Here is a 14,416-nt window from a genome sequence, read left to right as displayed (position 1 = left end):
GGCAGACGAGCGGATTCCGGCCCGACCGGCCACTACGCCAGGAGCGCACCCGTGTCCGACAGCACCACCTCCGAAGGCCGGGGCCCGGTCCTGGACCGCAGCCTCCGGGAGTTCCTGGCCGCCCGTGTCCGCCGGTCCCAGGCGGCGACAGGCGGGAAGGCCGCGCCCGCGCCCCTGGATCTCTCCTTCCTGGCCGGCCCGCACCCGTCGGACGGTCACCAGGACACGGTCGCCACCTGGCTGGCGCTGCCGACACCGGCCGGCCATGTCCGGATCCAGGTGATCCGACCGGTCGACGCGGCGCGGCCGGCCCCGGTCGTCCTCTTCCTGCACGGCCTCGGCTGGGCGCTCGGCGACGCCGGCAGCTACCGCCATCTGCTGCGCGAGTTCGCCGTGGGCGCCGACGCCGCCGTGGTCTTCGTCGACTACGGACGGCCGCCCGCCGCGCGGTTCCCGGTCGCCGTCGAGCAGTGCTACGCCGTGGCCTGCTGGATCGCCGAACACGGGCACGAGATCGGGCTCGACGGGAGCCGGATCGCCGCCGCCGGCGACTCGGCGGGCGCCAACCTGGTCGCGGCCCTGACCCTGCTCCTGCACCGGCGCGGCGGTGCCCGGCTGCTGCACCAGGTGCTGCTCTGCCCGGTGACCGACGCGGACTTCGAGACCCCGTCCTACCGTGCCTTCCCCGAGGGGTACTTCCTCCACCGGGCGGACATGCGCCGGTTCTGGGACGCCTACCTGCCCGACCCGGCCGACCGCACGCAGGCCGCCGCCGCACCGCTGCGCGCCGGCCTGGACGAACTCGCCGGCCTGCCACCGGCCTTGGTGATCACCGCGGAGGCGGACGTGCTGCGGGACGAGGGCGAGGCCTACGCAGCCCGGCTGCGGTGGGCCGGAGTGCCGGTGGTGGCCACCCGCTACCAGGGTGTCGTGCACGGTTTTGTGCTGCTCGGCTCCCACTGCCGCACGGCCTCGGCCCGCTCCGCCCTCATCCAGGCCGTGGACACCCTGCACATCGCCCTGCACCGCCACCCCTGGTAGCGGGAGCCGCCGCTCGCCCACCGGGTCGCGGTCACCCGGCGGGCATGCGGCGCCTCCCGGCCGCGCCGAACGGCCTGACCTGCGCGCACGCCGACGAGGCCGACACCGAACCGGCTGCCTTCCCCGCCCGACAGTCGTTGGGCCCGGCGCGCCCGCAGCAGCGGGGGAAGCGAAGTTCCTCCTGTTGTTCTTCCTGGCCACGCGCCGCCCGGCACGGTGGGATGAGTTCGCGGGCCGCAGCGGCTCGCCGGCAGGCCAGGGCGACGGCCCGGGCACCCGGCCACCGCTGTCCCGCGCCCGACCCTCAGCCCGCGTCAGAACGCGACCTCCAGGACACCACCCGGCGGCCGCCGCAGGAGTACCGATGCCTGTCCTCACCCTCGCCCCGCCGTCACCCGGCGCGGTGCCCGCGCCGGCCGGCGCGCAGCAGCCGGCACCGCCCCGGGCCGTTCCCCACGCCGCGAGCATCGCCGGCCACCGGCTCGGCCCGCTGCGGATCTCCTCGATCGTGGCCGCTCCGTGGCCGGCCGCGCACGGCCGCAGCACTGTCCTGTGCGGGCAGGGCGAGCACGTCACCCTTGTCCTCCCGCACCATGGCACGGCCGCCCTGTTCCTGGACGGCGGCCGCCTGCCGCTGCGGCCGGGCGCGTTCGCTGTCGCCCGGGCCGGTCGCCCGGTCGTTCTTGAGGTGTCGGAGGACTTCTCCGGCACGGCCTTCCACTGGTCCCGGGAGGCTGCCGGACCGACCGAGGACGATCTGCTGGAGCTGTCCGGGACGGCCTTCGGGACGGACACCGGGACGGCTGCGCTGGCCGCCACCTATCTGGGGCTGTTGGCCCGTCCGGTGCTCTCGCTGGACCCGCAGGTGGCCGCCCGGCTCGTGACCACGGCCCAGGACCTGCTCACCGTCCTCGCCCACGAACACCGCCGACGGGCGGCCCGGCCGGTGCCCGAGGAGGTGCGCGCCACGATCGCCAGGACGAAGGAGTACATCCTGCGGCGGCTCGGCGACCCCGGTCTCACCCCGGAGGGGATCGCGGCCGCCCATCATTTCTCGGTGCGCTACCTCCACAAGCTCTACCAGTTCGAGGGTGTCACCGTGGGCCGCTGGATCCAGCGCCGGCGCCTGGAGATGTGCCGGCGCGACCTGGCCCGGCCGTCGGCCCGGCCGGCCACGGTGTCGGCCGTCGCCGGGCGTTGGGGGTTCGTGAGCACCAGCCACTTCAGCCGGGTCTTCCGGGCCACCTACGGAGTCACTCCGCGCGAGTGGCAGGCGGGCGCCCGGGAGCCGGGCACCTGGCCCACCGTGCTCGGCCCGGCCGATCGGTGCGACCCGGCCCGAGACGGTCCGGCCCGGCGTCACCCGCTGTGACCCGGCACCGTCCGTCCGGGTGGCCCGGGCCGCCCGGGGGGAGCCGGTCGGGCCGAGCCGGGCGGGTCAGTTTTCGACGTCAGCCAACGCGGTCAGCAGGGCGGTCGCCTCGGCCAGCCGGGCCGGGTCCCCGGCGGTCTCGGCGAACTCCCGGGCCTCCCGCGCGGCCCCGAGGGCGCGCTCCCGCTCCCCGAGCTCCGCCAGGGCCTGCGCCTGGCCGAGCGCGGCGATGGCCTGGAGCAGCGGCACCTCGACCCGCGCGCCCACCAGGCGTGCCTCCGTGTACACCTGCTCGGCCTCCCGCGGCCGGCCGAGCGCCAGCAGCGCCTTCCCTTGCTGGGCGAGCGCGTTGGTCCGGGTGAAGTCGCCGATGTGCGCGGCGGGTGCGGTGGCCGGGTCGGCGAGCAGGCCCAGGATGGCGTCGGTGGTGGCCACCGCGTCCCGGTGGCTGCCCGTGTCGGCCTGGGCGGAGGCCAGTGCCAGCAGCGCCTGCGGGTGACCCTCGCGGTCGCCCGCCGTCGCGAACAGCGCCGCCGCCCGCCGAGCCCGGCGGACCGCCTCGTCCAGCCCGCCCAGCTGGACGGCGGCCGCCGCCGCGTAGAAGTGCGCCCACGCCTCCTGGGTGACATCCCCGCCCCGGCGGGCGAGTTCGGCGGCCTGCTCCGCGATCGCCGACGACTCCCGGGGCTGGTGCGAGCAGTAGTGCACAGCCCAGGCCAGGTAGTTGGCGTGGGTGGCCGTCAGGACGTCGTCGCCCAGCGCGTGGGCCGCCGTGCGGGACAGCCCGAAGACCGTGGGCCAGTGGCCCCAGTTGGTCCAGCGGTCGGAGAACCAGTGCATGGACTCCGCCGTCCGCACCACCTCGCCGTGGCGGCCGGCCGCGGCCGCGACGCGCAGCGCGGCCAGCCAGTTGACGCTCTCGGTCTCCAGCCAGGCCTGCGCGGCCCGCGCCGAGCCGAACCCGCCGGCCGGCGTCTCCCCGTCGGTCGCCGCCCCGTCGGGCGGCGACGGGCCGGGTTGGAACCACTGGCCGGCGGCCGCCGCCGTGTCGAGCAGCCAGCGGTGCAGGGCCGCCTCGGCGGCGGCGCGATCCTGCGAGCTCTCCTCCTCCAGGAGCCGCTCGCGCGCGTAGAGCCGCAGGAGGTCGTGGAACAGCAGCCGGTCGGTGGTGGTGTGGCCGAGCAGGCCCAGGTCGAGGAGCTCGTCGAGCATCTCCTCGACGAGGTCCGGGCCCAGGCCGGTGAGGGCGGCGCCCGCCCCCGGGCCGAAGTCCGGCCCCGGGACGAGCGCCAGCCGGCGGAAGAGGCGCCGCACCGGCTCGGAGAGCTGTTCGTAGGAGAGCCGGAACGCCGAGCGGATGCGCAGATCGCCGGCGGTCAGGCGCTGGAGGCGCAGGTCCTCGTCCCCGAGCCGCTCGGCGAGGCCGCGCGCGCTCCAGGCGGGCCGGCTCAGCAGCCGGTTGCCCGCGATGCGCAGCGCCAGCGGCAGGTGACCGCACAGCTCGGCGATCCGCGCCAGCGCCGCCGGGCCGGAGCCGTCCGGGGCGGCTGACCCGTCCGCACCGGCCGCGTCGTCCTCGCGCTGCGCGAGGATGGCGGCGAGCAGCTCGGTGGCGGCGCACACGGGCAGCGGCGCCAGGACGAGCCGCCGCGCGTGCTCGATCCCGGCGAGCGTGCGGCGGCTGGTCACCCAGAGCCTGCTCGACCCCGGTCCGGGCAACAGGGCGCGCACCTGGGCCTCGTGGGCGGCGTTGTCGAGGACGACGAGGGCCTCCCGTTCCCGCATCAGGCGCCGATAGAGCACGCGGCGCTCGTCGGTCTCGGCCGGCAGGTCGCGTTCACGGACGCCCAGCGCCCGCAGCAGGCGCGCCAGGGCGTCGTGCGGCGCGACGGGTTCGGCATCCAGACCGCGCAGGTCGACGAAGAAGCAGCCGTCCGCGAACCGGCCGACCAGCTGCGTCCCGGCGTGCACGACCAGGGCGGTCTTGCCCAGACCGGGCGCGCCGGAGACGATCGAGACCGGTGGACCCGCCGGGGCGGTGATGCTCCGTCCGAGCCAGGCGGTCTCGGTCTCGCGGCCGGTGAAGTCGGTTACCGAGGGCGGCAGGTCGCAGAGGCCAGGTGCCGCGACGGCCTGCTGGCGCCGCCGGCCCGCGCGGGCCGCGTCCAGCAACTCCTCGGTGGCGGCCGGGGTGAGCCCCAGGGCGGCGGCGAGGGCCTGGACGGTGCGGGCCTGGGGGCCACGGCTGTGGCCGCGCTCCATGTCGCCGATGGCGCGGGCGCTGACGCCCGACCCCTCCGCCAGCTCCTCCAGGGTCAACCCGGCGTCGTGGCGGTGCGCGCGCAGCAGCGGCCCCAGGGCCGGCAGCTCCGACTGGATCATCTGACCCCCCGATAGGTGAGGGATCATCATACCGGTGGGTGGCTCTGACCTGGGAGGAAGCTGGCTTCGACCACGAATCCGACGCCACACCGTGGCGGGAGCGGGGTGGACGACTGAACGAGGCCAGCGGACAGCATGTGCTCGCATTGGCCGGACGGCTCGGGTGCCTCGTGTGGAAGTGGTGAGTGGTCATCAGCCGCGGTGGCCGTGCTCCCCCTCGATCTGTCCTACCCGTCGCCCGGCAACCAAGTCCCGCAACTCGGCGCGCGTCTCCGGATCTGTCGAGTACGCGACCGTGCCGATCGTTCCGCGGGTCAGCGGCACCTTGGAGGTGTTGCGGATCAGGCGGCCGACATCGGCGTCGGTGGTGGACCTACGGAGGACAGGATCCGTGGACTCCGTCCGGTCGGTGATGGACGGGCTGTCCAGCTCGACCACCTGGCAATCCAGGCCCTTCCGTCCTGGCCGATTCGATTCCTGAGTAGATCGGATGTCCCGCTGCCGGTCGCCAACCCCTTCCCGCCACCAATCCTCCCTCCATATCCAACGGTCTCGACAAGGTCGGGTACAACTACGTCGATGTCGACGACTGTTCCCGGCGGCCCGCCCCGAGGTCGTCACCGACGTCATCGTCCGGGCGGCCCGATCGGTCCACTGAGGTCCCGGCCGCGCCGCGCCTCCCGCCGTATCCGACGGCGGGAGGCGCACGGTGGGCCGGTGCTAGCGGCCGGCGGGGTGGAGGGCGGGGTGGAGGGCGGGAGTCGGGCGGGCGTGCAGCACGCTGCCGTCCAGGGGCAGCGGCGTGTGGCCGACGAGGGTGAGCCCCGCGTCGGCGAGCAGGCGGGCGTAGTGGTCGGCGCGGCGTTCGCGGCCTCCGACGTTGCAGCGCATGTGGAGGTCCCAGGCCGTGGCCAGCGAGGCCGAGTCGTCCGGGGGCAGCACGCGTTCGACGATCAGCAGGTCGGCGTCGGCGGGCATGGCGCGGGCGCAGTGGCGCAGGATCTCGCGGCACCGCTCGTCGTCCCAGTCGTGCAGGATGCGGGAGAGGATGTAGACGTCTCCGTCCGGCGGTACGTCCGCGAAGTCGCCCACCCGGTAGGCGCAGCGCCCGCCGAGGCCGGCGGCGTCCAGGGAGCGGCGCGCGGCTTCGACGACGTGCGGGCGTTCGAGCAGGACACCGTCCAGGCGCGGGTGGGCGGCGAGGATGCGGCCGAGCAGGGCCCCGTTCCCGCCCGCGACGTCGACGACGGTCCGGGGGCCGGGCACCTTGCTCGCGGCCGTGACGACGGGGTGCTCGGTGAGCGGCTCGAACATCCGTGAGCCGGCGGCCATGGACTGGTCGAAGAGCTCGGCGAGTTCGGGGTGGCGGGCGAAGTGGTCGAAGTGGTTCTCGCCGAAGAGGTGGTCGAAGGCGACCTCCCCGGTCCGCACCGTGTGACCGAGCGCGCCGAAGGACCGGTAGAACGGCCCGCCGTACAGCAGGGCCAGTGGCCGGACGGAGCCCGGGGCGTCCGCGCGGAGCAGCGCGCCGAGTTCGGTGAGGCGAAAGCCGTCCCGGTCGGTCGCCACCACGCCCACCATGGCGAGGTAGCGCAGCAGTGCCGCCAGGCTCTCCGGCTCGGCGCCGACCGCCTGCGCCAGCGTCTCGGCGCCGGCTCCCGACCCGGTGTGCATGGCGTCGGGCACCCGCAGTTCGGCGAAGACGGCCAGCGCCTGGGTCGTCCACGCTCCGGTCATCAGGCGCAGGAGCGTTTCGGCAGAGTGTCGGGCCCGGTGCTCGTCCAGGTGGGTGGCGAGCACGTCCCGGTGGTCGCCGGGCGCGTAGAGCTCCACCCGCCGGTATCCGGCCTTCGAGTCGGCGGGCGCGGTGAAGTAGAACACGGTGCCGTCCTCGTGCGGGTTGTACCCGCCGCCGTCGGCGGTCGCGCCGTGCCGCGCGAAGATCGCGCACATGCCGCGCAGGACCAGCGGATCCGGGTGCTCGATCTCGAAGGCGAGGTGCGCCTCGTGCTCCCGGACGCGTTCCTGCTCGGCGATCCCGGCGAGATCGGAGCCGGGCGGCACGGTCAGGGTGAACACCTCGACCGTCCGGTCCGTGCCGTCCGGGCCGGCCACGGGCGGGCGGAGGATCTGCACGTCGAGCGCCGCGGCGTCGCGGCGGTACCGCGCGGCGACCCGCTCCCGGACGACCACGCTGGGTCGGGGGGCCACGTCGGCGGGCAGCCCGCAGGCGGCCAGGAGGGTGCGCAGTGCCTCGGGGGCCGGCGGGAAGACCAGGAGCGCGGCGTGCGAGAGGCGGCAGCGGTCCACCAGCGCCCGCAGTTCCAGGGCGTCCAGGCCGGGCAGCAGGAGCGGCAGCAGGGCGGCGGCGTCCTGCTCCCGGACGAAGTCGACCGTCTCGGCTAAGCGGTCGGTGTCGGTCCTGAACGATGTGGTCATGGCGAAGCGTCCTCGTTTCGGTGGTCGGGTGAAGGGGGGAAGGAGGGCATTCGGGTGCGCGGGTGCGCGGGTGGGCGGTGCGGGTGGGGAGGCCTCAGACGCCGACGTAGTGCTCGGCGAACCAGTCCTGGCAGCTGCGCGAGGTGGCCAGGGAGGCGAGCCGGGAGCGGCGCAGCGCGTCGTGGAACGACGACTCGTCGGCCGGGCCGGGGGCGCCGTGCAGCAGCCGGAGCATCCACTGCGAGAACTCCTGCGCGCGCCAGATGTGGGCCAGGCACCGCGCCGAGTAGCCTGCCAGCCCCTCGGGCCGGCCGTGCCTGAGGTCGTCGATCAGGGCGCCGGCGAGGAGCTCGGCCTCCAGGACCGCGAGGTTCGCGCCTTTGGCCGCGGATGGGCTGAGCAGGCTCGCGGCGTCGCCCGCGAGCAGGAGGGCGCCGTGGCGCAGGGGTTCGAGCACATCGGATGCGAGGTCGACCACGGCGCGGTGGGCGATCCGGCCGCGGCGCAGCGGGCCGTACTCCGCGGCCCGCATCCGGAGGGCCAGTTCGTCCCAGATCCGGTCCTCGGACCACGCGTCGGGTGAGGTGCCGCGCTCGCACTGCAGGTAGTAGCGCGTGACCTCGGGGGTGCGGGCCATGTGCCCGGCGAAGCCCCGGCGGTGCACCGCGTAGGCCACCGCGTCCAGGCTCGGGGGCGCCTCGGCGAGCAGGCCGAGCCACGAGAGGCCGTGGTCGAGGTGATGGCGGCGGACCGCGCCGGGTGGGATCGAGCGCCGGGCGGCGCCGTGCCGGCCGTCGCAGCCGGCGACGTACCTGCTCCGCCAGGTGCCGGTGCGGCCGTCGGCCTCCCGCACGGTGACGGTGGGCCGTGTGCCGTCCGCGTCCCGCACGGTGAGCGCCTCGGTGCCGAAGTACGCCCGGCCGCCGCGGTCCAGGTAGTGCGTCAGCAGGTCCGTCACCAGTTCGTGCTGCGGGTGGACGGTGTGCCGTTCGCCCCGGCCCAGGCTGCCGTAGTCGAGCCGGAACCGGCCGTCCTCGGTGCGGAACTCGCAGGTCGCGTGCTCCCGGCCGCGCAGCCGGAGGCCTTCGGCCAGGCCGTGCCGCTCCAGGATCCGTACGGTGTTCGCCGCCAGGAAGCCGGCGCGGGAACGGGCCTGGACCTGCGGGCGGGTGGCGCGCTCCAGGACGACGCAGTCGATCCCGCTCGCGTGCAGCAGGTTCCCGAGCGTCAGCCCGGCCGGTCCGGCGCCGAGGATGAGCACGTCGGTCCGGTTGCGTAATGTTCTCGTGTTCTGACTGTCCGTCACGAAAATGGATCATAGACAGGGGTAAACGTCCTGAAAGGGGCAGATTCACCCGTATGGACGCCGCGGGCCTGTGGCGGCCGATCGCGGGTCACCGTGCCGGGCGGTGTCGTGGGCGGCCAGCGCGGCGCGCAGCGTCAGCTGGTCGGTGCCCCGGGCGGCGTCCAGGCCGGTGAGTTCGGTGGCTCTGCGCAGCCGGTAGTCGACCGTGTTGGGGTGCACCTGGAGCCGGGCGGCCGCCCGCCGCCGGTCGAGGCCGCAGGCGAGGAAGGCGCGCAGCGTGTCGAGCAGTTCGGGACGCCGGGCCAGTGGGGCGAGCAGGGCGCCGAGCCTGTCCCGGGCGGGGCCCGGGCGGCTCAGCTGGTACTCCAGCAGGACGTCGTCGAGCAGGTAGAGCCCGGGTCCGCGACCGGCTGCCTGCGCCACCTCCCGTACCTCGCCCACCAGTCGGGCGGCGTCCGCGACGGCGTCCGGTGCGGCGGCGGCCGCGGCCACCAGCAACTCGGCGCCGCACGCCCGGCCGAGGTGTTCGAGCAGCCGGGAGAGCCGCTCCCGCGCCGGGCCGTCGAGGTCGCCGGGGGGTGTGTCGGAGGGGATCAGCACCAGCCCGCCGTTCCCGGCCAGCACGGACAGCGGGACGCCCGTGGTCCGGCGCTGAAGCTCGTTGCGCAGCCGGCGGAGCTTGCGGCGGGCGGCGACGGCGTGGTTCACCCCGGGCAGCAGCTCGTCCGGGTGCGGCCCCATGGTGATGCCCAGGATCAGGTAGCAGGGCGGCAGTTGGAGTCCGGCGCGGTCGGCGGCGGTCCGCGGGTCGCCGCCCTCCAGCAGCCTGGACAGCAGCGACTGCCGGGCGACCTGTTCGTCGCCCAGTGCCGCCTGCCGCTCCTGGACGTACCCGGCCGCGACCGCGCAGCTCACCAGCCGGAGGTAGTCGAGCAGCCGCCGCTGGATCAGCAGCACGTCCGGCAGGTCGCCCGGCCGGGCTTCGGCGAGGACCTGCGCCGCGCACTCCTGCGCACCGAAGTGGTAGGCCCCGACGACGGCCTCCAGCGGTACGCCCTCGTCCGCGCGCCGGGCCGACGATTCGCTGATCCTCGCCAGTTCGGTCTCCTCGGGCAGCTCGCCGGTGCGCAGCACCTCGGTGAAGGCCCGGATACCGCGGTCCACCTCCCGGGTGACCTCGCCGCGCAGTTGCTCGGAGGGAAGCGCCCCGTAGGCGGGCAGCTGCTCGACGAGCCGGGCCATCACCGCGGGCGCCAGGGCCGCCGCGGCGGCCCTGAGCCGCTCGTGGACGGGGACGCCGCCGAGCTGGGGCGCCGGGTCGCGGTCCGCCGGGTTGGACGCGGTCACAATCCACCTCGCGAATCTCTGGTGTACGGCCCGGGGACACGGCGCCGTACCGCCGCCATCATGTTTTCCGGGACGTTACTTACCAGTTGGTAACACGCGTGCCGGTCGGACCACCAGAGGCACGCCCCCACCCCCACCCCCACCGGATCCCGCTGAGCCCACCCCCACGAACCGGGAGAGTCATGCGCACGAACACGTCTCGGCTGCTCGCCGCCGCCCTCACCGCCGCGATGGCCATGGCGGCCACGGCGGCCACCGCAGGCCCGGCCGCAGCGGCAGCCGAAGCCGCACCGACGGCGGCCGCGGCCGGCGACCCGTTCTACACCTACGACGGCAGCGTGCCCCTGGCCTCGCTCGCGCCGGGCACCGTCCTGCGGACCCGGACCCTGCCGTACCACCTCCTGGGGCTGCCCAGCCCGGTGAAGGCGATCCAGCTGCTCTACCGCACCACCGACGCGCAGGGCCGCCCGGCCGCCAACGTCACCACGGTGGTGCGGAGCCTGACGGGCGACGGCAGCAAGGCGGTGTCGTACCAGTCGTTCTACGACTCCCTCGACCCGCAGGACAGCCCGTCCCGGGCCGTCGCCGGCGACCTCTCGCTCGGCGGGCTGATCCCGAACGCCGAGGCCCTCTTCCTGGTGCCGCTGCTGGCGCAGGGCTACAACCTCGTGATCCCGGACACCGAGGGGCAGCGCGCCGACTTCGCGGCCGGCCCGGAGTACGCGACCAACACCCTGGACTCGATCCGCGCCGCGACCAGGTCCACGGCCACCGGCCTGAGCGCCGACACCACCTTCGGCCTGATCGGCTACTCCGGCGGTGCCATCGCGACCGACTGGGCGGCCGCACTCGCCCCGAGCTACGCACCCGAGGTCAACAGCAGGCTGGTCGGCTACACCGAGGGCGGCCTGCTGGTGGACCCGGCCCACAACCTCAAGTACGTGGACGGCTCCCTGGTGTGGAGCGGTGTCATCCCGATGGCGGTGATCGGAGTCTCCCGCTCCTTCGGCATCGACCTCAAGCCCTACCTGAGCGACTACGGCCTGGCCGTGTACCAGCAGTTGGAGCAGGGCTCGATCATCGACGCCGTGGGCCACTACCCGGGGCTGACCTGGAAGAAGATGGCGAAGCCGCAGTACGCCGACCCGAACTCGGTGCCGGCCTTCCTCGCGGCGGTGAACCGGATCAACCTCGGCTCGGCCCCCACCCCGACCGTGCCCGGCCACCTCGCCCAGGGGGACGGCGGCGTCCTGGAGGGGACGTTCGGCAACCCCCCTGGGATCGGGACCGGTGACGGGGTCATGGTCGCCGGGGACGTCCGGGCCCTCGCCCGGCAGTACTGCGCCACCGGCAACGCACCGATCAAGTTCCAGCAGTTCGACCTGCTCAGCCATGTGGGCGTCCCCGTCGTCTGGGCACCCATCGCCCTGGGCTGGCTCAACGACCGGTTCGCGGGCCGGACCGCCCCCTCCGACTGCGGCCACATCCCCGCGGGGAACTCGCTGGCCCCGGAGCAGCCGGCGCCGACCTCCTGACGACGCAGGCACCCGGCACGCCCGAGACCCCGCCGCACCCGGATCCACGCGGCGGGGCTCAGCTCCGGTGGTCGACGGCGGGGGCGCCGGGCGGCTGGGCGGCCAGCGCCGCCACCAGCGCGAGCCGCGAGGACACCCCCAGCTTGCGGTAGATCCGGGCGAGGTGGGTCTCCACCGTGCGGGGGCTCAGGAACAGCGCGCCGGCGATCTCCTTGGTCCGGGCGCCGGTGGTCAGGATGTCGGTGATCTGACGCTCCCTCGTGGTCAGCGAGGTGAGGTCGGTGCCGGGGGCGGCGGGTGCGCCGGCTCCGCTCCGGCAGCGCCCCGCCGCCTCGACCTGCTCCCTGACCCGGACGGCCCCGGTCTCGTCGGCCAGCTCGCCGGCCTCGCGCAGCCACGCCTCCCCTCGGGCCGGCTGCCCGTTGGCGGCCTGCAACGGGGCGCCCAGGGCGAGCGTCCACGCCCACTGCACCTTCATGCCGCTCGCCCGGAAGCGGTCGACGGCCGAGTCGAACAGCAGCGCCGCCTGCTCGGTGTCCGCCTGGGCGGCGAGCACCGCCGCCCGGGCCCGCTCCGCGTAGGCGTACTGGGCCGGCAGCGCGACCGCCCGGGCCGCGCACTCCGCCCGGGCGGCCCAGCCGCGCGCCGCCGAGCGGTTGCCGCCCTGGAGCGCCGCCGCCGACAGCATGGCGTACGAGGACGGCCGGTTGCCGGCGGGGACCAGCGGCAGGTCCGAGCCGCCGCCCGCCTCCAGGAGGACTCGGCTGCACCGGGAGTGCTGCCCGACCATGAGCAAGGCCTGGGCGAGCACCCCCGCCGCGACGCAGCTCCACCAGGTCGAGGGGTACGGACCGGTGTGGACGGCCCGCGACGCCAGCTCCACCGCCCGGCCCGACTCCGCCGCGCCGTTCGCCCACAGCAGGCAGCTCGCCTCCAGCGCCAGGGCCAGCCCGAGCAGGTCCTTGTTGCCCAGATCGCGGGCGGCCTCGGAAGCCTCCTCGGCCGTCCGGCCGGCCTGCGCCACGCTCCCGGTCCACAGCTGGAGGAAGCCGTGACCGAGCAGCAGGTGCGGCAGCAGATGGCTCTGCCCGCCCTGGCGCGCCAGGTCGAGACCGCGCTCCAGGTGGCGGCGTGCCTCGGGGTGGCGCTCGGTCAGCAGCTCGCCCCAGCCGAGCTGGGTCAGCGTCTCCGGGGACGAGGCCAGTTGCGCGTCGGGCAGCGCGTCCGTCCGCGCCGCGCTGCGGGCGAGTTCGCGCACGGCCCGCGGGGTGTCGCCGAGATGGGCCTGACCGAGGCCGCTCAGCGCCAGCACGCCGGCCTCGCCGACGGCGTAGCCGAGGCCGCGCGCCATCGTCAGGGCCGACTCGACCACGGGAATCGCCTGCGAGTAGTCGCCCCGCAGGATGCTCGTCGCGCCGTACTCCCGGATCAGCTCGACGGCCTCCGGTGATGCCTCGGCGGTGAGCTCGGCGAGCTCGGCCTCGACCACGGCGGTGGCCTCGGGGTAGTGGCCCAGCATCCGCTCGGTCCGGGCGCAGACCGTCACCACCTCGGCGCGGGCACGGCCGCGGTGCGGTCCGGTCGGCTTCTGCCGCAGCACCTCCTGGATGAGCGTGCGGCTCTCCGTGAGCCGTCCGGCGGTGTGCAGTGCCTGGCTGCACGTCAGCAGCAGCCGTAACCGCTGGGAGCCGGTGCCCGGATGGTCCGGTAACGCCCGTAACGCGGCCTGCAGCCAACCCGCGGCGGCCTGCGGCAGGGTGTGCAGCACCTCCAGGGCGGCCTGCTCCAGGGTGTTCGCGGCGGCCTGGTCGTGCCCGCTCAGCGAGCGCTCCACGTGGGTGGCCCGCTCGGTGGCCAGGGCGCCCCGGTCGGTGAGCTCGGCCAGGGCCCTGCGGTGCGCGCCCAGGCGCCAGACCGGGTCGCTGTGCTCGTAGACGGTGCGACCGAGCAGCGGGTGGCGGAGGCTGAAGAGGGCGGTGCTGGGGACGGCGCGCAGCAGGTCGCGGCGCACCAGGTCGGCCGCCGCGGCGAGCACCCGGTCAAGCGGGAGCTCGGACACCGCGTGGAGCGAGTCCACCGAGAACCTGTCGCCCAGCACGGCGGCCGTGGCGGCCAGCAGTGCCGCGTCCGGCCGCAGCCCGGCGATCTCGCCCAGCAGGCGGTCGGTCGGCTGCTCGAAGCCGCCGTCGGCGCCGGGCTGGTCCGCACCCGGGCGGCGGTCGGTGTCCGTCAGGGCCAGCAGGAGCAGCGGGTTCCCGCCGCACTGGAGGTACAGGTCCCTGGCGTTCGCCCGGGGCTTCACCACCGCGACCAGTTCGGCGCAGTCCTCGGCGGTCAGCGGGCGCAGCGCCAGGCGGTGCACCTCCGTGCCGGGTAAGCCACTGGCGAGCGTGCCGAGCAGCCGGGGCCGCAGCTGGCGGGGCCGATGGGAGACCACCAGGAGCAGCGGGCAGGCCAGTTGGTGCCGGATCAGATGGTCGGTGAGCTCCACCGACCTCGGGTCGGCCCAGTGCAGGTCCTCCAGCACCAGGACGGTGGGCTCGTCCTCGGCGATGCGTCGCAGCAGGTGGCCGACGGCCTGGCAGACCCGGAACCGCTCGACGTCCAGCAGCTCCGGTGATCCGGCCCGACCGTGGGGAGGGCCGGCGGCGTCCGGCGGCACGAGCGGGCCGAGCGCGTCGTCCAACCGGCCGCCCAGCGCGTCCCGGTAGACCTGGAACGGCACGTCCGACTCGAACTCGGTCGCCCGGCCGGACAGCACCCGCACGCCCCGCCGCACGGCCCGCGAGACGAACTCCGCGAGCAGCCGGGTCTTGCCGATGCCGGGCTCGCCGGCCACCTCGACGAAGCCGCCGCCGGCCGGCAGCCGGTCCAGGAGCTGCTCCCAGTAGCGCAGTTCGGGGTCGCGCCCGATCAGCGTCGTGGGCGGGATCTGTCGTGCGAAATGCTCCTGCACGTCGGCCACCCCCTTCCAGCCGCGCCGGCCAGGAGAAG

The 14,416-nt window shown here is 75.2% G+C and carries 8 protein-coding genes and 1 pseudogene; 3 read left to right on the top strand and 6 right to left on the bottom strand.

Features of this window, described 5'->3' with window-relative positions; all coding sequences use genetic code 11:
- The first annotated feature begins 51 nt into the window (after positions 1-51).
- Together AB0K43_RS10965 and AB0K43_RS10960 are read left to right on the top strand one after the other, a co-directional pair.
- Positions 52-1,041: an alpha/beta hydrolase gene (locus AB0K43_RS10965; RefSeq protein ID WP_363638144.1), complete on the top strand. Its 990-nt coding sequence runs from the start codon at positions 52-54 to the stop codon at positions 1,039-1,041.
- Between the two features lie 364 nt (positions 1,042-1,405).
- A complete protein-coding gene (locus AB0K43_RS10960; protein WP_363638142.1) occupies positions 1,406-2,413 on the top strand; it encodes a helix-turn-helix domain-containing protein in 1,008 nt (335 codons plus the stop codon).
- Positions 2,414-2,479: 66 nt separating this feature from the next.
- Here the strand turns inward: AB0K43_RS10960 and AB0K43_RS10955 are convergent, their stop codons facing one another.
- The 5 genes and pseudogenes from AB0K43_RS10955 to AB0K43_RS10935 form a co-directional block, all read right to left on the bottom strand.
- A complete protein-coding gene (locus tag AB0K43_RS10955) occupies positions 2,480-4,795 on the bottom strand; it encodes a helix-turn-helix domain-containing protein (RefSeq protein ID WP_363638140.1) in 2,316 nt (771 codons plus the stop codon).
- A 192-nt stretch (positions 4,796-4,987) separates the two neighbouring features.
- Positions 4,988-5,209, bottom strand: a pseudogene (locus tag AB0K43_RS10950) (ATP-binding protein); the annotation flags it as partial.
- A gap of 306 nt (positions 5,210-5,515) precedes the next feature.
- Complete coding sequence (locus AB0K43_RS10945; protein WP_363638138.1) at positions 5,516-7,234, bottom strand: methyltransferase; 1,719 nt, start codon at positions 7,232-7,234, stop codon at positions 5,516-5,518.
- A gap of 94 nt (positions 7,235-7,328) precedes the next feature.
- Complete coding sequence (locus tag AB0K43_RS10940) at positions 7,329-8,495, bottom strand: 4-hydroxybenzoate 3-monooxygenase (protein WP_363638194.1); 1,167 nt, start codon at positions 8,493-8,495, stop codon at positions 7,329-7,331.
- Positions 8,496-8,585: 90 nt separating this feature from the next.
- Positions 8,586-9,887 (bottom strand): helix-turn-helix domain-containing protein, encoded by a 1,302-nt coding sequence (locus AB0K43_RS10935; RefSeq protein WP_363638136.1) that lies wholly within the window; start codon positions 9,885-9,887, stop codon positions 8,586-8,588.
- A 182-nt stretch (positions 9,888-10,069) separates the two neighbouring features.
- Between AB0K43_RS10935 and AB0K43_RS10930 the strand changes: the two genes are divergently transcribed.
- Positions 10,070-11,422 carry a lipase family protein gene (locus AB0K43_RS10930; RefSeq protein ID WP_363638134.1) on the top strand — a complete coding sequence of 451 codons (1,353 nt, stop codon included), beginning with the start codon at positions 10,070-10,072 and terminating at the stop codon, positions 11,420-11,422.
- 58 nt (positions 11,423-11,480) lie between these two features.
- Here the strand turns inward: AB0K43_RS10930 and AB0K43_RS10925 are convergent, their stop codons facing one another.
- Entirely contained in the window at positions 11,481-14,378 is a 2,898-nt protein-coding gene (locus AB0K43_RS10925) for an AAA family ATPase (RefSeq protein ID WP_363638132.1), read from the bottom strand.
- Positions 14,379-14,416 lie beyond the last annotated feature (38 nt).

Source organism: Kitasatospora sp. NPDC049258, assembly GCF_040678895.1.
Lineage (GTDB): Bacteria > Actinomycetota > Actinomycetes > Streptomycetales > Streptomycetaceae > Kitasatospora.
Note: the sequence above shows the minus strand (reverse complement) of the source record. Positions and strands in the feature narration are given on the sequence as shown.